The following is a 16,020-nucleotide window of genomic DNA, read 5'->3' on the forward strand; positions in this document are numbered from 1 at the left end:
GCAAATGATTTGCTAGCATCACTTATATGACAGAGACATTGAGCGCAGCCGCCTTCGAGGCGCAAGACACAGACCGCATTCCCCGCCACGTCTGGATCATCTCCGGTGTGGCCATGCTCGGGGCCGTGATGTCGATCCTGGACACGACGATCGTCAACGTGGCGCTCGCCACGCTCGGCAAGCAGCTGCACTCGAGCCTCGCCAACATCCAGTGGGTGATCACCGGCTACATGCTCGCGCTGGCCGCGGTCATCCCGGTCACCGGCTGGGCATCCCGGCGCTTCGGCGCCAAGCCGCTGTTCCTGATCTCGCTGACGCTGTTCACGCTGGGCTCACTGATGTGCGGGCTCTCGACCTCCGCCACCGAGCTGATCTTCTTCCGCGTGCTGCAGGGCGTTGGTGGCGGCATGATCATGCCGCTCGCGCAGATCCTGATGGCTGATGCCGCCGGCCCCAGGCGGATGGGGCGGGTGATGGCGCTCGTCGCGGTGCCGATGATGCTCGCGCCGACGCTTGGACCGCTGATCGGCGGTGTCCTCATCCAGACCCTGAGCTGGCACTGGATCTTCTTCGTGAACATCGTGGTCGGCGCCTTCGCCATCCCGCTCTCGTTCAGGCTGCTGCCCTCGCCGGCGCGCGCGCAGCGGACGACCGAGACGCTTGACTTCCTCGGTCTTGCGCTGATGTCCACCGGGCTCGTCGGCATCACCTATGGCCTCGCGGAGGCCGGCACCTATGGGAGTTTCAACAACACCCACGTGTGGCTGCCGGTCGGGGTCGGAGTGGTGCTCGTAGCCGCCTTCGTGCTGCACGCCCTGCGGATCAAGAGCCCGTTGCTGGACCTCCATCTCTACCGGCGCCTGCACTTCTCGGCGGCATCGATCGTGATGTTCGCGCTTGGCGCGGCCGTGTTTGGCGCGATGATCCTGATGCCGCTCTACTGGCAGGAGCTGCGCGGCTACAACGTGATCGATACAGGACTGCTGACCGGCCCGCAGGGTCTCGGGATGGCGGTCACGATGCCGCTCGCGGCGCGTTTGACCGACCGCTACGGCGGTGGGCCGGTGGCGCTCGTTGGCGTGACCGCGACGGCTGTGCTGACCGTGCCCTTCGGGCTGATCGGCGCCCACACCTCGGTGGTCCTGCTCTGCTTTGCGATGTTCATGCGCGGTGCGGGCATGGGCGCGAGCTTCATGCCGGCGATGACGGCCGCGTTCGCGGCGCTCGACCGCAGCGAGGTCGCGGACGCCACCCCGCAGCTCAATGTGCTCAACCGCGTGGGTGGATCCGTCGGCACGACGATCCTCGCGGTGGTGCTGGCCAACGCCGAGCGCGGTGTGCACACGGCCGCCGGTGCGGCATCAGCCTACGGCACCGCCTTCTGGTGGTCGGTGGGGATCGCCGCGCTGGCGGTGATCCCGTGTGTGGTGCTGATGCGGGCCGAGCGCGGCGCGCGCATCGCGGCGCCCGCCGGTGAGAATCCAGATCGCATCGCGATCTCGAGCGGTGCCGTGGCGGAGGCGCTCGCATGAGCGATGGTGCGCCCTCTGCCGGGGCCGAGAGTCCGGTGACGGGCGGGAACGCCGGCGGCCCAGCGGGGCCGCCGGCGGGAGTGGGCGCCTTCTACGACCCTGAGACAGCCAGCGGTCGGCTCGGGTTGGCCTTCAAGCGGGCGATGGTCGCGGTGCGCAGGCTGCGCGGGCGCGAGACGCAGCGAGCGGGGCAGATCAGCTATGCCCAGTACGGCCTCCTGCACGGGCTCGCCGGCGCCTGTGAACGCTCAGCTCGGGAGCTGGCCGAGCAGACCGATCTCTCGGCGTCAACCGTTGCCCAGATGCTCGAGCACCTGGAGGCCGCCGGTCTCGTGCGCCGCACGCGCTCTGATCAGGACCGACGGGTCGTGCTGTCGGTTTTGACCGAGCGTGGCGCGGAGCTCGTCGGCGAGCGTCAGCGCCGGCTCGACGCGCACTGGCGCGGCGCTCTGGCCAGCTTCTCCGAGGAGGAGCTCAGTACGGCGGCCGCCGTGCTCGAGCGGATCGCCTCGGTGTTCGACTCGCTCTCCAGCGACGACCTCGACACCTGAGGCGAGGCGCTAGCCGCGATACTCGGCGAGCGCCGCGCCTGCCCTGTCCTCCCGCTGGTGGCCGGCGGCGGGGTTGCTCAGGCCGTTCATGAAGAAGGCGAAGACCAGCTGGTGGCCGTTGGCGGCGCGGCAGTAGCCGACGAGATTGGCCACATCGTGCAGGGTCCCGTCCTTGCCGCGGCAGTTGTTGACCGCCGGCGTGCCGACCATCTGGTAGCGCCAGGTGCCACGGACGCCCGCGATCGCCAGCGAGTCGAAGAACGCTGGCTGGTCGCGCATCTCGCGTAGCAGGAGCACGATCTGGCGGGCGCTGGTGCGGTCGTAGCGCGACAGCCCGGAGCCATCGTCCAAGCGCGGGTGCAGGCCGAACGTGGCGCCGATGAAGCGGCGCACGACGGCTGCCCCGCGTGCGGTGCTGCCGCCCCCGCCGAGTTGCGCGCCGATGTCCTTGAGCAGTGTCTCGGCAAAGAAGTTGTCCGAGGGGCTGTTGGTGAGCGCCATCAGCTGCGCCAGGTTTGGCGAGCTCTCGCTGGCAAGTTGTGTGGCTGTGGGTGGGGTGCGTCCGGTCCCGATGCTCGTGCTCGGCGCGACCCGCACGCCGTCAGCCCGCAGCGCGGCGGCGAACGCCTGCGCCGCAAACAGCGGCGGGTTTGCCTGAAGCTGATCCTCTTGGAGATTGGTGAAGCCGGCGTCGTAGGAGAGCGCGCTGAGTTCGCCCTCCACCGCGAGGTTGGCGCGGTAGCCGGTGGCGGGCGTGCCGCGCAGCGAATCGAAGTAGGAATCGTCGCCGACGATCCGGCCCTGGATGCGGGTGATGCCCAACGCGCGGATGTCTGCGGCGAGCTTCTGCACGGTGGCACCCGTGCCATACATCTCCTGGTCGAAGGTGGTTGAACCGAACGTCGGATCACCGCCGCCGCGCAGGTAGAGCGTGCCGATCAGGGTGCCCGCGGAGGTGAGCCTGCCGTTGCCGTACACGCGGGTCTGGAAGGTGGCCTTGGGCCCGAGTTCGAGCAGCGCCGTGGTCGTGGTCCAGAGCTTCTCAACCGAGGCGGGTAGGCGCGGCGTGTTGTCGTTGTAGGCCCAGAGCGTGCGGTTTGTCGTCATGTCCACGACCAGCCCGCTGCTGCTCCCGGGCCCGCTGGAGATGTCGGCCCGCAGCTTGTGCTGCAAGGCGTTCAGTGCAGTTGACGGCGGGGCCGGCGGCGGTGGCACGTCCGAGCGTCGGCCGATCCCTTGCGGCAGCGGCAGCTCCGCGCGCTGGGTGGTCGAGCCTGTTGGGACCGTTGCCACCTGAGTCGTTGTGCCGGTGGCGGGATTGGCTGCGTCTGCGCGTTGGCCTCCTGTTAGAGCAAAGCCCCCCGCGGCCAGGAGCGTGGCACAGGTGACCGTGGCAATCGCGACTATCGGCTGGCGTACGGATCCAGGGGGCATCTGACTATCAAACCACGCGGGGCGAAACGACGCGGGGCGAAACGACGCGGGGCGAAACGACGCGCCGCCTGAAGGCGAGTCTGCGTCATAGACGTCATCGTGTTGACTCGCGCTGTGCAGGCGGCGCTGCGCCCCTGGCTGGGGCGCCTAAGCTGGCTGATCGTTCTCGGCGCGCCCCCGGCGGCGCGCTTGGTGTCCGTGATTGGCCGGTGAACCCTCCTGTGCGCTAGACGCTGAGAGCTTGGCGGGTGCCGACATCGGCCAGCTCCCGCATGTTGGAGCTGAACAGGGTTTTGTCGATCTTTCCGTGGAAGATCGGGATACCCCACTCGACGCACTTAGCGATCACTTCCGAGCGTTCAAGTCCGGACTCTCGTGCGAGTTCGCTAGGCGTCAGGTGATTAGCCATTGGACCCTGCCTCCTTGTGACGATCAGTACATGGACTAATTATTGCGCCTTGCCCAGACGGACGCAACCGGACGTCGACGCGGTTTGACGTTGAGCGGAGGGCGCGTGGCGCGCAGGCCACCGCGCAACGCCGCCCAAGGCAGTGCCCGCGCGGCGCGCGTGCCACAATGGGTCAACTCGGGGCGTGGCGCAGCCTGGTAGCGCGCACCGTTCGGGTCGGTGAGGTCCCCGGTTCGAATCCGGGCGCCCCGATAACTATCACACCAGGCCCGCAGCGTCATCCCTCCAGGCTGGGAGCCTTTTCGGTCGCTGCGGGCCTGGGCGTGAGCCGCCTCAGGCCCAACCGGCGTCGCCAGGGCGCATCATCGCGCAAGGGGTTGGTTGCAAGGGGTCGGTGGGCCGCGCCCAACAGGTGATCGCGGGGTCGAGCGCGTTGTGAACGCCGCCGCCCAGTACCCCCCGTGCGTTCTTTGTGAGTTTGACCACCAGATCTGGTGGTCAAACTCACAAACTTCACAGTGGGGGGAGCGCTCACAGCGGCGCGGCCCGTCTCAAGCACCCCGGCGGCCAGCTCAGAGGAGCTCAAGCACGGCCTCGCGCAGGCGCCCGTATATCCCCGGGCCACCGTGCCCCGCGTCCTCGGCGATGACCAGCCTGCTGTGGGGCAACGCCTGGCTGATGCGCCACGCGGTGCTGAGCGGGCTGCTGATGTCGTAGCGGCCGTGAACCATGCGCAGCGGTATGTCGCGCAGACTGTCGAGCCGCACAAGGATCGCCTGTTCGGCCGGCAGGAACGCATCGCTGGACCAGTAGTGGCTGACGAGGGTGGCGAACACGAGCCGCTCGACCGGGTCCTCGTGCAGCAGCTCGCGCTCACGCCGCCCCGGGGCAAGGCGCATGTGCGTGTTTTCCCAGCGGTCCCATTCGCCCGCCGCCGCCTCACGTTCAACGAGGTCGGAGCCCGCGAGTCGGCGCGCGTACGCTTCTACGATCCGCTCCCAGTGGATGAAGGTGCCAGGCTCGGTTTCGAGCAGGCCGCTGGCGTACGGCGGCGCCGTGCTGTCCGACGGCGGCACGCTAAGCGCCGCTGCCACGTGACTCGATCAGGCGCAGCAGGCTGGGGAGCGCTAGGGCGAGCGCTGCGCGCTCGCCCTCATCGAGCGCTCCCAGGCGCTGCTCGAGCACGCTGACCCTGGCGGCAGTGATGTCCTCCAGTGCTTGGTGGCCGGCCTCGGTCAGCTCGACCATCACGGCGCGCCGGTCGCTTGCGTCGTCGCGCCGGCGCACCCAGCCCTGCTCCTCCATGACGTTCACGAGGCCGGTGCAGGTCGGCTGACGCACCCCTTCGCGGGCCGCGAGGTCGGTCACCCGCTGAGGTCCCTCGCGGCGCAGGGTGGCCAGCGCCGAGGCCTGCGTCAGGGTCATGCCCTGGGGCAGGATCGCCGAACGCAGGAACGCGTAGAGGCGTGTGAGCGTCGCGCCAAGCTCGCGTGCGAGGTCGGCTTCGGAGGTGGCGGACGTGTCGGCCAAACGCATCGAAGCACTATATAGTCGATCGATCAAGCGTGTTGGCGATGCAGGTTTGGCCGCGTGTTGAGCGGTCGCCTGCGGAACGGGGAAGGTATGGAAGCGACGGCGAGCAACGGAGCAGGTTCAAACCGCGTCCAGTCAGCGGGCGAGCGCAAGCCCAACGATCACTACAAGTGGATCGCGCTCTCCAACACGACGCTCGGGATCCTGATGGTGACGATCAACCAGTCGATCCTGCTGATCTCGCTGCCCGACATCTTCCGTGGCATCGCCCTGCAGCCGCTCGCCCCGGGCAACACCTCGTACTTCCTGTGGATCTTCATGGGCTTTTTGCTTGTGACCGCGGTGCTGGTCGTCAGCCTGGGCCGGGTCGGTGACATGTACGGCCGCGTGCGCATGTACAACCTCGGCTTTGCGATCTTCACGGTCTTCTCGATCCTGCTGTCGATCACCTTCACCACGGGCGCCTCGGCGGCGATCTGGATCATCGTGATGCGCGCGGGCCAGGGGCTCGGCGGCGCCTTCCTGTTTGCCAACTCGAGCGCCATCCTGACCGACGCCTTTCCGCCCGATGAGCGCGGCAAGGCGATGGGCATCAACGGCGTCGCGCTGGTCACCGGCTCCTTCCTCGGCCTGATCCTCGGCGGCGTGCTGGCCCCCGTGGAGTGGCGGCTGGTCTTTCTGGTCTCGGTGCCCTTCGGTGTGTTCGGTACCGTCTGGGCGTACCTGAAGCTGAAGGACACGGGGGTACGCCAGCAGTCGAGCATCGACTGGTGGGGCAACCTGACCTTCGCGTTGGGCCTGACCGCCGTGCTCGTCGGCATCGTCTACGGCCTTTTGCCCTACGGCGGTGACACGATGGGCTGGACCAACCCGTTCGTGCTCGCCTGCGTCTTCGGCGGCCTGCTGGTGCTCGCGGTGTTCATCGTGATCGAGCGCCGGGTCAAGAACCCGATGTTCCACCTCGAGCTGTTCCGCGTGCGGCCCTACGCCTCCGGGGTCGTTGCGGCCTTCCTCTCCTCCATTGGCCGCGGCGGCGTGCAGTTCATGCTGATCATCTGGTTGCAGGGCATCTGGCTGCCCGAGCACGGCTACAGCTTCTCCCAGACACCGCTGTGGGCCGGCATCGCAATGGTCCCGCTGACGGTCGGCTTCCTGCTCTCCGGGCCGCTCTCGGGGATCCTCGCCGATCGCTACGGTGCGCGCGGCATCGCCACGGTCGGCCTGGTCGGCTCGGCGGTCGGCTTCCTGCTGCTGGAGAGTCTGCCGATGGACTTCAACTACGTCACCTTCGCAGCCGTCCTGCTCTGCTTCTCGATCTTCTCCGGCATGTTCTTCACGCCGAACCAGACCGCGGTGATGAACAGCCTGCCGCCCAACCAGCGCGGCGCCGGCGCGGGCATGAACGGGACCTTCTTCAACTCCGCCTCGGTGCTCTCGATCGGTGTCTTCTTCACGATCGTGACGCTTGGGCTGGCGGCCTCCCTGCCAGGGCACCTCGAGCACGGGCTGAGGGCGCAGGGACTGCCGCTCGCGCTGGCGGTCAAGTTCTCGCACCTGCCCCCGATCGGCACTTTGTTTGCGGCCTTTCTGGGCTACAACCCGATCAGGACCGAGATCCCGCACGCGGTGCTTGTGTCGTTGGGGCCGGCGCGCATGAGCTATGTCACGGGGCGCGCGTTCTTCCCGAGGCTGATCGCCTCGTCGGTCCGCAGCGGCCTGCGGCTCGCCTTCGACTTCGGTGCGGCGCTGGCTCTGCTCGCGGCCGTTGCGTCCTGGCTGCGCGGCGCCAAGTACATCCACGGTGAGACTTCGCTGGTCGACGAGCTGGGGACGGGCATGCTGGGCGCCGGTGAGGTTGCGACGGCCGAGGTTGGCGCCGCCTATGTCGACGCGCTCGACACCGACCAGTAGCGTGTTCTACGCCTGTGTGCCGCCGGCGCCGGGCGCGGCGGCTGCGTCGTCCAGCCACGCGTGCACGCGGCCGTCGTCGTCTGTGGCGTCGCGGTCGCGGTGGCGCGAGAGCAGCTCCCGGCGCTGGGCGTGTGTCATCTGCTCCAGCGCCGCGAACTCGGCGAAGCGGTGGGCGATCACCAGCGGCGCCTGAGCGAGTGGCAGCACCGTGTGCGTGACCGGGGCCTCGGGCATGCCGCCGGCGCCTGCGTCGAACAGGTGGAGCATCGCGATCGCCTGGCCGCTGTCGTGCACGCCGTAGCTGCGCTCGGGCCCCGCCAGCACCATTGTCGAGCAGGTGGCGGATGCGGTGAAAACTGGAATCCCCGCGAAGGTCGAATAGATCGGATAGTGCAGGTGGCCTGAGAGGATCGCGCGCACGTCGCTGCCGCGCAGCACGTCGGCAAGCGCCGCTTGACCGTCCAGCTCGATCACGTGCGAGACGCGGTCAAGCGCCATCGCAAGCGGCGGGTGGTGCATCACCAGCAGCGTGCCGTGACGGGCCGGGGCCGAGAGTACCTCTTTGAGCCAGGCCCGCTGGCCTGGCTCAAGCTCACCGTGGTGGTGGCCGGGAAGCGTGGTGTCGAGGCTGATGATCCGCAGGCCGTCAAGTTCGTGCACCCGGTCCTGCGGTGCCTCTGACTCCTCGCCGAAGAGCACGCTTGAGTAGGCGCGGCGGTCGTCGTGGTTTCCGATCGTCCAGAAGACGCGGGCGCCGAGCCGTCCCGCGGCCGTCTCCACGAGCTGCTTTGCGACCCGGTAGGCGTTCACTTCGCCGCGGTCAGCCACGTCGCCGCTGACGATGATTGCCTGTGGTGGCTGCTCCAGGTCACCGAGGAGTTCGAGCGCACGCCGCAGGTGCGGTTCGGTGTCGATGGCCCCGAACTGCCGAGCTCCGTCGGCGAGCAGGTGTGTGTCCGAGATGTGGGCGATCGCAAAGCGTGCCGCCGGGTACTGGCCGAACTGAGCGAGCGTCACGCACCACAGGGTAGTTGCCTTGGCCCCTGGGGTGTTCAGGCTTGCTTGGCGTGGGGCAGAAGCCGTTGCGCATCGTGCTCCTCGGCCAGCAGCTTGCGTCTGGCTCGCAGCACGTCCTCAGCGGTGATCAGGCCGACCAGCCTGCCGCCGGCGCTGGGCTCCACGACCGGTAGCACGCTCAGCTGATGCTCGGCCATACGGTCGGCGGCTGCGCGCATCGTCTCATCGGGGGCCGCCACGGTAACCTCGCGGCTCATCACCTCGCCGACGATGGATGCGTCGCGGTGGTGGCGTCGCACCGCCGACCAGGGGAGGACTCCCAAAAGGCGTCCGCCCTCATCTATCACTGGATAGAGGCGCTGCTGGTGGGCGTGTGTGCCATCGCCCCAGAGCAGGTGGATCGAGTGGATCTGCCGGTCGGGGTCGAGCGTGTACACGTCGGTTCGCGTGAGCTCCTGTACGAAGGTCGTCTCCAGCGGGTCGACGCCGTACTCGCGCATCACGTGGTAACCACGGCGGGCGACCTTCTCGGTCAGGATCGAGCGCTTGAGCACTAGCACGCTCACCAGCTGCGCGGTGCTGGTGGCCACCAGCAGGGCCAACAGGCTGCCTGGGTCGTCGGTCAGCTCGAAGGCGAACACGATCGCGGTGAAGGGTGAGCGTGTCACGCCGGCAAGGGCTGCGCCCAGGCCGATCAGGCTCCACAGGCCGACGGGCGTACCGGGCAGCCAATGCCCGACGATGCCGCCGAGCGCGGCCCCGAGCATCAGGATCGGCGCCAGGATGCCGCCGCTCGTGCCGCCGCCCAGACCGAATGACCAGATCGTCAGCTTGGTGAGAAGCAGCAGGATCAGCGCACCTAGGCCGAGCTGGCCGAGCAGCTCCGCGTGGATCGTGTCGTAGCCGACGCCCAGGGCGCGGGCGTCGACCATGCCGCCCAGGCCGATGACGAGCCCGCCGAGCAGCGGCCACCACATCCAGTGCAGCCGGCCCTCGAGCCGCCGGAACAGATCCTCGGCCCCGTAAACAGCCTCCGTCATCACCCACGATGCGAGGCCGACGACGATCCCGATGAGGGCGGCGCCGAACAGGGCCAGGCCGGCGATCGCGGCGTGGTGCGGGATCGGAAAGAGCGGCTGCGGCGTGACCATACCCGCGCTGGCGAGCAGCATGCGCAGCGCATCAGCTGTCGCCGACGCGAGGCCGATCAGCGTCATCGAGCGTGGCTTCCACTCGAACACGAGCAGCTCCACGCCAAACAGCGTCGCTGCCACCGGCGTCCCGAACACGGCGCTCATGCCCGCGGAGGCGCCCGCGACCAGCAGCGTGCGTCGCTGCGCGGCGGTCAGCGGCAGGACCTGGGCGACGATCGACCCGAACGCCCCGCCGGTCAGGATGATCGGCCCCTCGGCGCCGAAGGGGCCGCCGGTGCCGATGCTGATCGCGCTGGCGATCGGCTTGAGGATCGCCAGGCGCAGCTGCACGCTGCTGCCGTTGATCAGGATGCGCTCCATGGCCTCGGGGATGCCGTGCCCACGCACCTGTTCAGATCCGTAGCGCGCGATCAACCCGACGATCAAGCCGCCGATGACCGGGATCGCCACGGACGCCCAGCCGAGCCGATTGCCGTACGGTGAGACGAGATGCAGACTGAGCCGCTGGAAGTAGAGGACGTTCGTGAAGAACGCGATCATGTCGAGCAGCACGAGTGCGATGGCCGTCGCCAGAACCCCGATGAAGAGCGCCACTGGAACCAGCCACAACAGGTTCGGCGTTGCTGTGAAATCACCCAGATGTTCACCGGAACGCTGAGATTCCATCGTAACCCGATGTTATCGTGACACGAGCTAGTTTGCCAGACGAGACCTACATTCAGCTGCTGCGGCTGCGCACCGAGCTGCGCCGTTTCCTGCGCTGGAGCGAGCAGCAGGCGGCGACCGAGGGGCTCACCGGCTCACAACACCAGCTGCTGCTGGCGATCCGGGGGCATGCCGATCCCCGCGGACCGACGATCGGTGAGGTTGCCGGCTACCTGCTGCTGCGTCAGAACAGCGCGGTGGAGCTCGTCAACCGCGCCGACGCGGCTGGCCTGGTCACCCGCAGCCGTGACGACAGCGACCACCGCGTCGTGCGCCTGGCCCTCACAGAGGACGGGGCCGCCCGTCTCGAGCGCCTCTCGGCGGTGCATCTGGTGGAGCTTGAGCGCCTCAAGCTGAGGCTCCCGAACCTTGCTGACGGTCTTGAGACAGAGGATACGCGCTGAACAGGAGCGCGCCTCAGGCGGCGCCTGCCGCGTCCGCCGGCTCGCGCTCGAGTCGGCGGCGCCCTGTTGCCAGTACCGACCCGCCAAGCACCAGGGCAAAGCCCACGCCCATGCCGACCGTGAAGCGCTCATCCAGCACCACCACCCCCAGCACCGCCGCCACCGCAGGGTTCACATAGGTGACGATGGTCGCGCGCACCGGACCGATCGTGGCGATCAGCGCGAAGAAGACCAGGAAGGCCAGGGCGGTGCAGATGACCGCCAGGCCGATGATCGACAGCGCCGCGTCGGTGTGCAGGTGCGTTGGCAGCGTGAGCAGCGCCGGTGTGGCGTAGGCGAGCGCGGTCAGCGCCAGCGCCAGCGCCATGACGCCGAGCGCAGGCAGATGCATCAGGCGCCGGGCGAGGATCAGCGGGCCGCAGGCGTAGCCGGTCACGACCACGACCACCTCCACGAGCGGGCCCGTCCCGACCCGGCCGAAGTCCAGGCCAACCAGCGCACCGACACCCAACAAACCGACCAGCAGGCCGCTCCAGGCGCGGCGGTCGAGTCGGTGGTCGCTGCCGCCGGCGGCGGTGAGCAGCCCGCCGATCAGCGGCACGGCCGCGATCATGAGGCCCGTCAGCGAGCTCGTCAGGCGTTCTTCGGCGCGCGAGAGCAGAAACCAGGGCACCGCGATCTCCGTCACGGTGAACGCGACCAGCCAGTGCCAGTGATCAAGCACCTCGCGCAGCTGCCCACGGCGTGCGGCCAGCGGTAGCAGCAGAAGGGCCCCGATCCCGGTCCTTGAGAAGACCAGAAAGGCCGGCGAGACATCCCGCACGGCGATGCGGATCAGGAGATAGGGGAGGCCCCAGATGATGCACAGCGCCGCGAACAGCAGCGCGCCGCGCCGGCTCAACCGTGCCCGGTCCTTGCAGGGTGGCCGTCCGGCCAGGTTGCGTGTGCCCCCATCAACAGAGAGGATGTCACGCCGCGTGAGAACGCTAGCCTCGACCCTATGGCCGAGCCTGCAGACGAGCTGGTGCCCGAGGCGGCGACGCTGCCGTCGGGCCGGGTTGCGAGGACCGCACGAATCGGTGGGCTCGCCGCCAGCCAGGGCGCACGCTGGGCCGGGATGCGGGCCGCCAACCGTGTGCGCACACCGGAGCGCGCGGCCGCCGCGGAGCAGGCCAGGACGGCTGCGCTGATCAACGAGCTGGTCGACCGGCTCGCGCAGATGCGCGGCGCGGCGATGAAGGTCGGTCAGATGCTCTCGCTGGCGGATCTCGACGGCTTGCCGGAGGAGCAGCGCGACGAGCTGCAGCGCAAACTCGCGAGTCTGCGCGACGACGTGCCGCCGGTCAGCTTCGCGAGCATCGAGCGGCTGCTCAGGCAGGAGCTCGGCGGCCCGCTCGAGCGCTTCTTCTCGGACTTTGACGAGCGCGCATTGGCGGCAGCGTCGATCGGTCAGGTGCACAGGGCCACGACCATCACGGGCGCGGAGGTGGTCGTCAAGGTCCAGTACCCGGGGGTGGCCGAGGCGGTCGAGACGGATCTGCGCAACGCGATGCTGCTGGTGCCACTGATCCGGAGGCTGGCTCCCGGGCTGGACGCGAGGGCGCTCGGCGCGGAGCTGCGCGAGCGGATCGGCGAAGAGCTCGACTACGAGCTTGAAGCCCAGAACCAGCGGCGGGTCGAGCGGCTTCTGCGGGGGCACCCGTTCATGCGCGTGCCCGGCGTGCACAGCGAGCTGTCAAGCCGGCGCGTGCTGGTCTCAGACTACGTCGAGGGCGAACGCTTTGAGGCGGTACGGGCCGCTTCGCAAGCGCAGCGCGACCGCTACGCGGAGATCGTCTTCCGTTTCTTCTTTGGGCTGCTCTACCGAGATCGGATCGCGCTCGGTGACCCGCACCCCGGCAACTACCTGAGCTGTGCGGACGGGCATGTCTGCTTTCTTGACTTCGGCCTGTTGCGTCAGGTCAGCCGGGAGCGTGTGGGCGGCGAAGCTGCTGTCGCGCGCGCTGTGCGCGAGGACGATGAGCGGGCTCTCAAGGAGGCCCTGGTCGGAGCGGGCTATCTGCCGACCGAGCGCGCCGGCGCGGTTGACGCGAGCTTCTTGCTGGCGCTGATGCGGCGTGCCACCGGCTGGTACGCGCTGCCGGGGCAGCGGCGCTTTGCGGCTGCTGATCCCGGGAACGGGAGCCAGCCGGCGCCGGCCGCGCATGGGCACGAGCGCGGTGGGCACGAGCGCGGTGGGCACGAGCGCGGTGGCGCCGCTCGCGAACAGGTCAATCAGCTGACCCTGCCACCCGAGGCGATCCTCATCAGACGGATGCACGGCGTCGTGGCAGCTGTGCTTGAGACGCTGCGGGCGGGCGCTGACTGGGGCGCGATCGCGGCTGAGTATCTGCACGGCGAGCCGCCGGCAACCGAGCTTGGCCGGCTCGAAGCCGCGTTTTATGCGGCTCGCGTGGGTCGATAGGACGCGGGGATGACCCCTAGTACGCTCTGACTCGTGCGTGCGCTTGAACGGATCGTGGTGGCGCTGGCTGTGTCAGCCGTAGCCCTGGGCGCGGTGGCCGGCGGCGCCAGTGCCACGCAGCCGATGGCAGCGCACCGAGGCGAGCTGACAGCGACCGAGTACCGCCAGCTGAATGCCGAGTTGACGTCGTTCAAGCGTGTCGTGAGATCAGGCAGGCTGACCTGGAGCGAGCTCTACGCCTCGTGTCGCAAGGTAGGTGAGTCGACCGCCCTGCTGCGCAGCGTCCGCAGCAACTGCAACACGGGCTTCGGCGTCGAACAGGCGCTCGCCGGCTTCAACGCCGACGCGCAGCGCTGCGCCGCGCTCACCCAGACCTCCACCGGGTCCACGACTGGCACCTCCACAACCGGCACGTCGACCACGCCCAGCACCCTCACGCCGGCGCAGCTTTCGCTGATCGCGTGTCTGGAGCCCGAGTACCAGGCGATCAGCCGCGCCACCGGCTCGCTGTACGAGCGGCAGGCCGGGCTGCGGCGGCAGGTGCTCCTGCGCGGCTTCAGTGGCCGCTGCCTGCTCACACTGGCGCCAACGATCGTGCAGCTCAAGCGCGAGCGCACGTTTCTCGCGACCAGTCGGCGCCTCGTCCACGATGTTGTGCTGATCAGTCGCGTGGCGGCTGGAACGCTACCGGCCGGCGCACTGAACGTCGCGCAGATCACCGCCGACGCGAGCGCCTTCATGGTCGCCGGCAAGGCTGTGGTCGAGACGCGTCGACCACAGAACCTTGCCGTCTGTCCTCACGCCTGAGCGCCGCGATCAGATGGCCGCGAGCTGCGGCACATAGGCCGGGTGCTCAGACACCGGCCGCACATCAACGGCAACGACCTTGTACTCGGGGCAGGACGTATTGATGTCGGCCGACTGGCCGACGAGCAGGTTGGTCCTCGTCTCCGGGAAATGGAAGGTTGTGAAGACGTGGCCTGGCTGGATGCGTTCGGTGACGTGCGCCTCGAGCTCGATCCGCCCGACCCGGCTGCGCAGCGACACGACATCGCCATCTGAGACCCACAGCCGTGCGGCGTCCGTGGGGTGGATCTCGAGGACATCCTTGTCGACCAGCTCGACATTGCTGGTTCGGCGCGTCATCGTGCCGGCGTTGTAATGCTGCAGGACACGGCCGGTGACAAGGATCAGCGGGAACTCGTCGTCAGCGGCATCGCCGGGCTCCTTGTAGGGCAGCGCCGCGAACTTACCGAGCAGCTCGGGGTTGTCGAAGAACGTGTCGTAGAGCACCGGCGAGTCCGAGCCGTCGGCCCGCACCGGCCATTGCAGGCCGTGGCGGCCGATCCGCTCCCGGCTGACACCGGCGTATTGCGGAGTCAGCCGTGCGATCTCGTCCAGGCAGTCCCACGGCGTCTCAAAGCCCATGTCGTGCCCGAGCATCCTCGAGACGGTGGTGATGATCTCGAAGTCCGTCTTGGCGCCGCCGGGAGGATCGATCGCCGGTTCGACGAGCTGGAAGCGGCGCTCCGCGTTGATGAAGGTGCCGGCCTTCTCAAGGAAGGATGAGGCGGGCAGGATCACGTCCGCGTACTTGCTGGTCTCGTTCTCGAAGATGTCCTGACAGACCAGGAACTCCAGGTTCTCGAGCGCCGCGACGACGTGCGCTGTGTCCGGGTCGGTCTGGGCGACGTCCTCGCCGAAGATGTACATCGCCTTCAGGTCGCCGGCGATCGCGGCGTCGAACATCTGCGGGATCGTGTAGCCCTTCTTGCGGCTCAGCGGCACACCCCATGCCTGCTCGAACTGGCGGGCGGTCGCCTCGTCCGAGACCGGTCGGTAGGCCGTGTAGGTGTCCGGCAGCGCGCCCATGTCGGATGAGCCCTGCACGTTGTTCTGGCCGCGCAGTGGCAGCAGTGCCGAGCCGACCTTGCCGACCTTGCCGGTCATCATCGCCAGGTTGCAGATCAGCTGGACGACCTCGGAGCCGTACTTGTGCTCGGTCACGCCGAGGCCCCAGAGCAGGCTGGCGCGGTTCGCTTCGCCGTAGATGTGGGCAGCCCGCTCGATGTCGGCGGCCGGGATCCCGGTGATCTCCTCCACCGCCTCGGGCGTGTAGTTTGCCAGCAGCTCCGACAGGGCCTCATAGCCGTCCGTGCGCTCGGCGATGAACGCCGGGTCGGTGTAGCCGTCGCGTGCGACCACGTGGCAGAGCCCAAGCACCACGGCCGCGTTGGTTCCGGGGCGGGGTGAGAGGTGCAGCTCGCCGTAGTCGGCGAGCTCGATCCGGCGCGGGTCGATGGTGATCAGCTTGCAGCCGCGCAGTGCCGCCTGCTTGATGCGGGCGCCGACGACCGGGTGCCCCTGCGTGGGGTTCACGCCGATCAGAATCGCCACGTCCGCATGGTCAATGTCGTCAAACGAACCGGTCGCGCCCGACAGGCCAAAGGACCTCCGCATCGCGAAGGATGTGGGTGAGTGGCAGACGCGCGAGCAGTTGTCGATGTTGTTGGTGCCGATCGCGCCGCGCATCAGGCGCGCCATCGCGTAGCAGTCCTCATTGGTCGCGCGCGAGGAGGCAAGCCCTGCGATCGCGTCCGGTCCGTGTTCGCCCTTGATCCGTTGCAGCTCTGAGACGATGCGAGTGTAGGCCTCCTCCCAGCTGGCCGGCCTGAATCCGTCGCCCTCGCGGATCAGGGGCGTCGTCAGCCGTTCGCGGGAGCGGGTGAACTGGTGTGCGAAACGGCCCTTGAGGCAGGTGTGCCCGCGGTTGGCGGGACCATCGGACGCGGGTGAGATCGAGACGATCCGCCCCTGGCGCACGTGCGCCTCAAGCCGACAGCCGACGCCGCAGTAGCCGCAGGTCGTCGTGACAGTTCGATCGAAACGCTCAGTGTCCATGTTCC

At 68.5% G+C, this 16,020-nt stretch carries 14 protein-coding genes and 1 tRNA gene; 7 read left to right on the forward strand and 8 right to left on the reverse strand.

What is annotated here, in order from left to right; translation table 11 throughout:
* Positions 1-26: 26 nt before the first annotated feature.
* Together M3M54_RS16415 and M3M54_RS16420 are read left to right on the forward strand one after the other, a co-directional pair.
* On the forward strand, positions 27-1,532 hold the full coding sequence (locus tag M3M54_RS16415; RefSeq protein ID WP_249020093.1) for a DHA2 family efflux MFS transporter permease subunit: 1,506 nt from the start codon (positions 27-29) through the stop codon (positions 1,530-1,532).
* Positions 1,529-2,083 (forward strand): MarR family winged helix-turn-helix transcriptional regulator, encoded by a 555-nt coding sequence (locus M3M54_RS16420; protein WP_249020094.1) that lies wholly within the window; start codon positions 1,529-1,531, stop codon positions 2,081-2,083. Before M3M54_RS16415 ends, M3M54_RS16420 begins: the two co-directional genes overlap by 4 nt.
* Before the next feature lie 9 nt (positions 2,084-2,092).
* On the opposite strand, the gene dacB is transcribed toward M3M54_RS16420, so the two are convergent.
* Both dacB and M3M54_RS16775 read right to left on the reverse strand, forming a co-directional pair.
* Positions 2,093-3,376: a D-alanyl-D-alanine carboxypeptidase/D-alanyl-D-alanine-endopeptidase gene (dacB, locus tag M3M54_RS16425; RefSeq protein WP_249020095.1), complete on the reverse strand. Its 1,284-nt coding sequence runs from the start codon at positions 3,374-3,376 to the stop codon at positions 2,093-2,095.
* Between the two features lie 367 nt (positions 3,377-3,743).
* Positions 3,744-3,866 (reverse strand): hypothetical protein, encoded by a 123-nt coding sequence (locus M3M54_RS16775; RefSeq protein WP_256465799.1) that lies wholly within the window; start codon positions 3,864-3,866, stop codon positions 3,744-3,746.
* A 238-nt stretch (positions 3,867-4,104) separates the two neighbouring features.
* Here M3M54_RS16775 and M3M54_RS16430 point away from each other — a divergent pair.
* Positions 4,105-4,178, forward strand: a tRNA-Pro gene (locus M3M54_RS16430).
* A 320-nt stretch (positions 4,179-4,498) separates the two neighbouring features.
* Here M3M54_RS16430 and M3M54_RS16435 read toward each other — a convergent pair.
* Both M3M54_RS16435 and M3M54_RS16440 read right to left on the reverse strand, forming a co-directional pair.
* Complete coding sequence (locus M3M54_RS16435; RefSeq protein WP_249020096.1) at positions 4,499-5,020, reverse strand: hypothetical protein; 522 nt, start codon at positions 5,018-5,020, stop codon at positions 4,499-4,501.
* The gene (locus M3M54_RS16440) at positions 5,004-5,462 is read right to left on the reverse strand and encodes a MarR family winged helix-turn-helix transcriptional regulator (RefSeq protein ID WP_249020097.1); all 459 of its coding nucleotides are present in this window, start codon (positions 5,460-5,462) and stop codon (positions 5,004-5,006) included. Before M3M54_RS16440 ends, M3M54_RS16435 begins: the two co-directional genes overlap by 17 nt.
* Before the next feature lie 87 nt (positions 5,463-5,549).
* Between M3M54_RS16440 and M3M54_RS16445 the strand changes: the two genes are divergently transcribed.
* Complete coding sequence (locus M3M54_RS16445; protein WP_249020098.1) at positions 5,550-7,370, forward strand: MFS transporter; 1,821 nt, start codon at positions 5,550-5,552, stop codon at positions 7,368-7,370.
* Between the two features lie 6 nt (positions 7,371-7,376).
* On the opposite strand, the gene M3M54_RS16450 is transcribed toward M3M54_RS16445, so the two are convergent.
* Together M3M54_RS16450 and M3M54_RS16455 are read right to left on the reverse strand one after the other, a co-directional pair.
* Positions 7,377-8,387: a metallophosphoesterase gene (locus M3M54_RS16450; protein WP_249020099.1), complete on the reverse strand. Its 1,011-nt coding sequence runs from the start codon at positions 8,385-8,387 to the stop codon at positions 7,377-7,379.
* 35 nt (positions 8,388-8,422) lie between these two features.
* Positions 8,423-10,207, reverse strand: coding sequence for a chloride channel protein (locus M3M54_RS16455; protein WP_249020100.1), 1,785 nt, complete (start codon positions 10,205-10,207; stop codon positions 8,423-8,425).
* Between the two features lie 32 nt (positions 10,208-10,239).
* Here M3M54_RS16455 and M3M54_RS16460 point away from each other — a divergent pair, with 32 nt between their 5' ends.
* The gene (locus M3M54_RS16460; protein WP_249020101.1) at positions 10,240-10,650 is read left to right on the forward strand and encodes a MarR family winged helix-turn-helix transcriptional regulator; all 411 of its coding nucleotides are present in this window, start codon (positions 10,240-10,242) and stop codon (positions 10,648-10,650) included.
* Positions 10,651-10,663: 13 nt separating this feature from the next.
* Here the strand turns inward: M3M54_RS16460 and M3M54_RS16465 are convergent, their stop codons facing one another.
* Positions 10,664-11,551, reverse strand: a complete 888-nt coding sequence (locus tag M3M54_RS16465; RefSeq protein WP_249020102.1) for a DMT family transporter — start codon at positions 11,549-11,551, stop codon at positions 10,664-10,666.
* A gap of 99 nt (positions 11,552-11,650) precedes the next feature.
* On the opposite strand from M3M54_RS16465, the gene M3M54_RS16470 reads away from it, so the two are divergent.
* Both M3M54_RS16470 and M3M54_RS16475 read left to right on the forward strand, forming a co-directional pair.
* Positions 11,651-13,114, forward strand: a complete 1,464-nt coding sequence (locus tag M3M54_RS16470; protein ID WP_249020103.1) for an AarF/ABC1/UbiB kinase family protein — start codon at positions 11,651-11,653, stop codon at positions 13,112-13,114.
* A gap of 33 nt (positions 13,115-13,147) precedes the next feature.
* The gene (locus M3M54_RS16475; protein WP_249020104.1) at positions 13,148-13,921 is read left to right on the forward strand and encodes a hypothetical protein; all 774 of its coding nucleotides are present in this window, start codon (positions 13,148-13,150) and stop codon (positions 13,919-13,921) included.
* A 9-nt stretch (positions 13,922-13,930) separates the two neighbouring features.
* Here M3M54_RS16475 and fdhF read toward each other — a convergent pair whose 3' ends face one another.
* Positions 13,931-16,015, reverse strand: a complete 2,085-nt coding sequence (gene fdhF, locus M3M54_RS16480; protein WP_249020105.1) for a formate dehydrogenase subunit alpha — start codon at positions 16,013-16,015, stop codon at positions 13,931-13,933.
* Between the last annotated feature and the right edge of the window lie 5 nt (positions 16,016-16,020).

Source organism: Conexibacter sp. S30A1 (assembly GCF_023330665.1).
In the GTDB taxonomy this organism is placed as follows: Bacteria; Actinomycetota; Thermoleophilia; order Solirubrobacterales; family Solirubrobacteraceae; genus Palsa-465.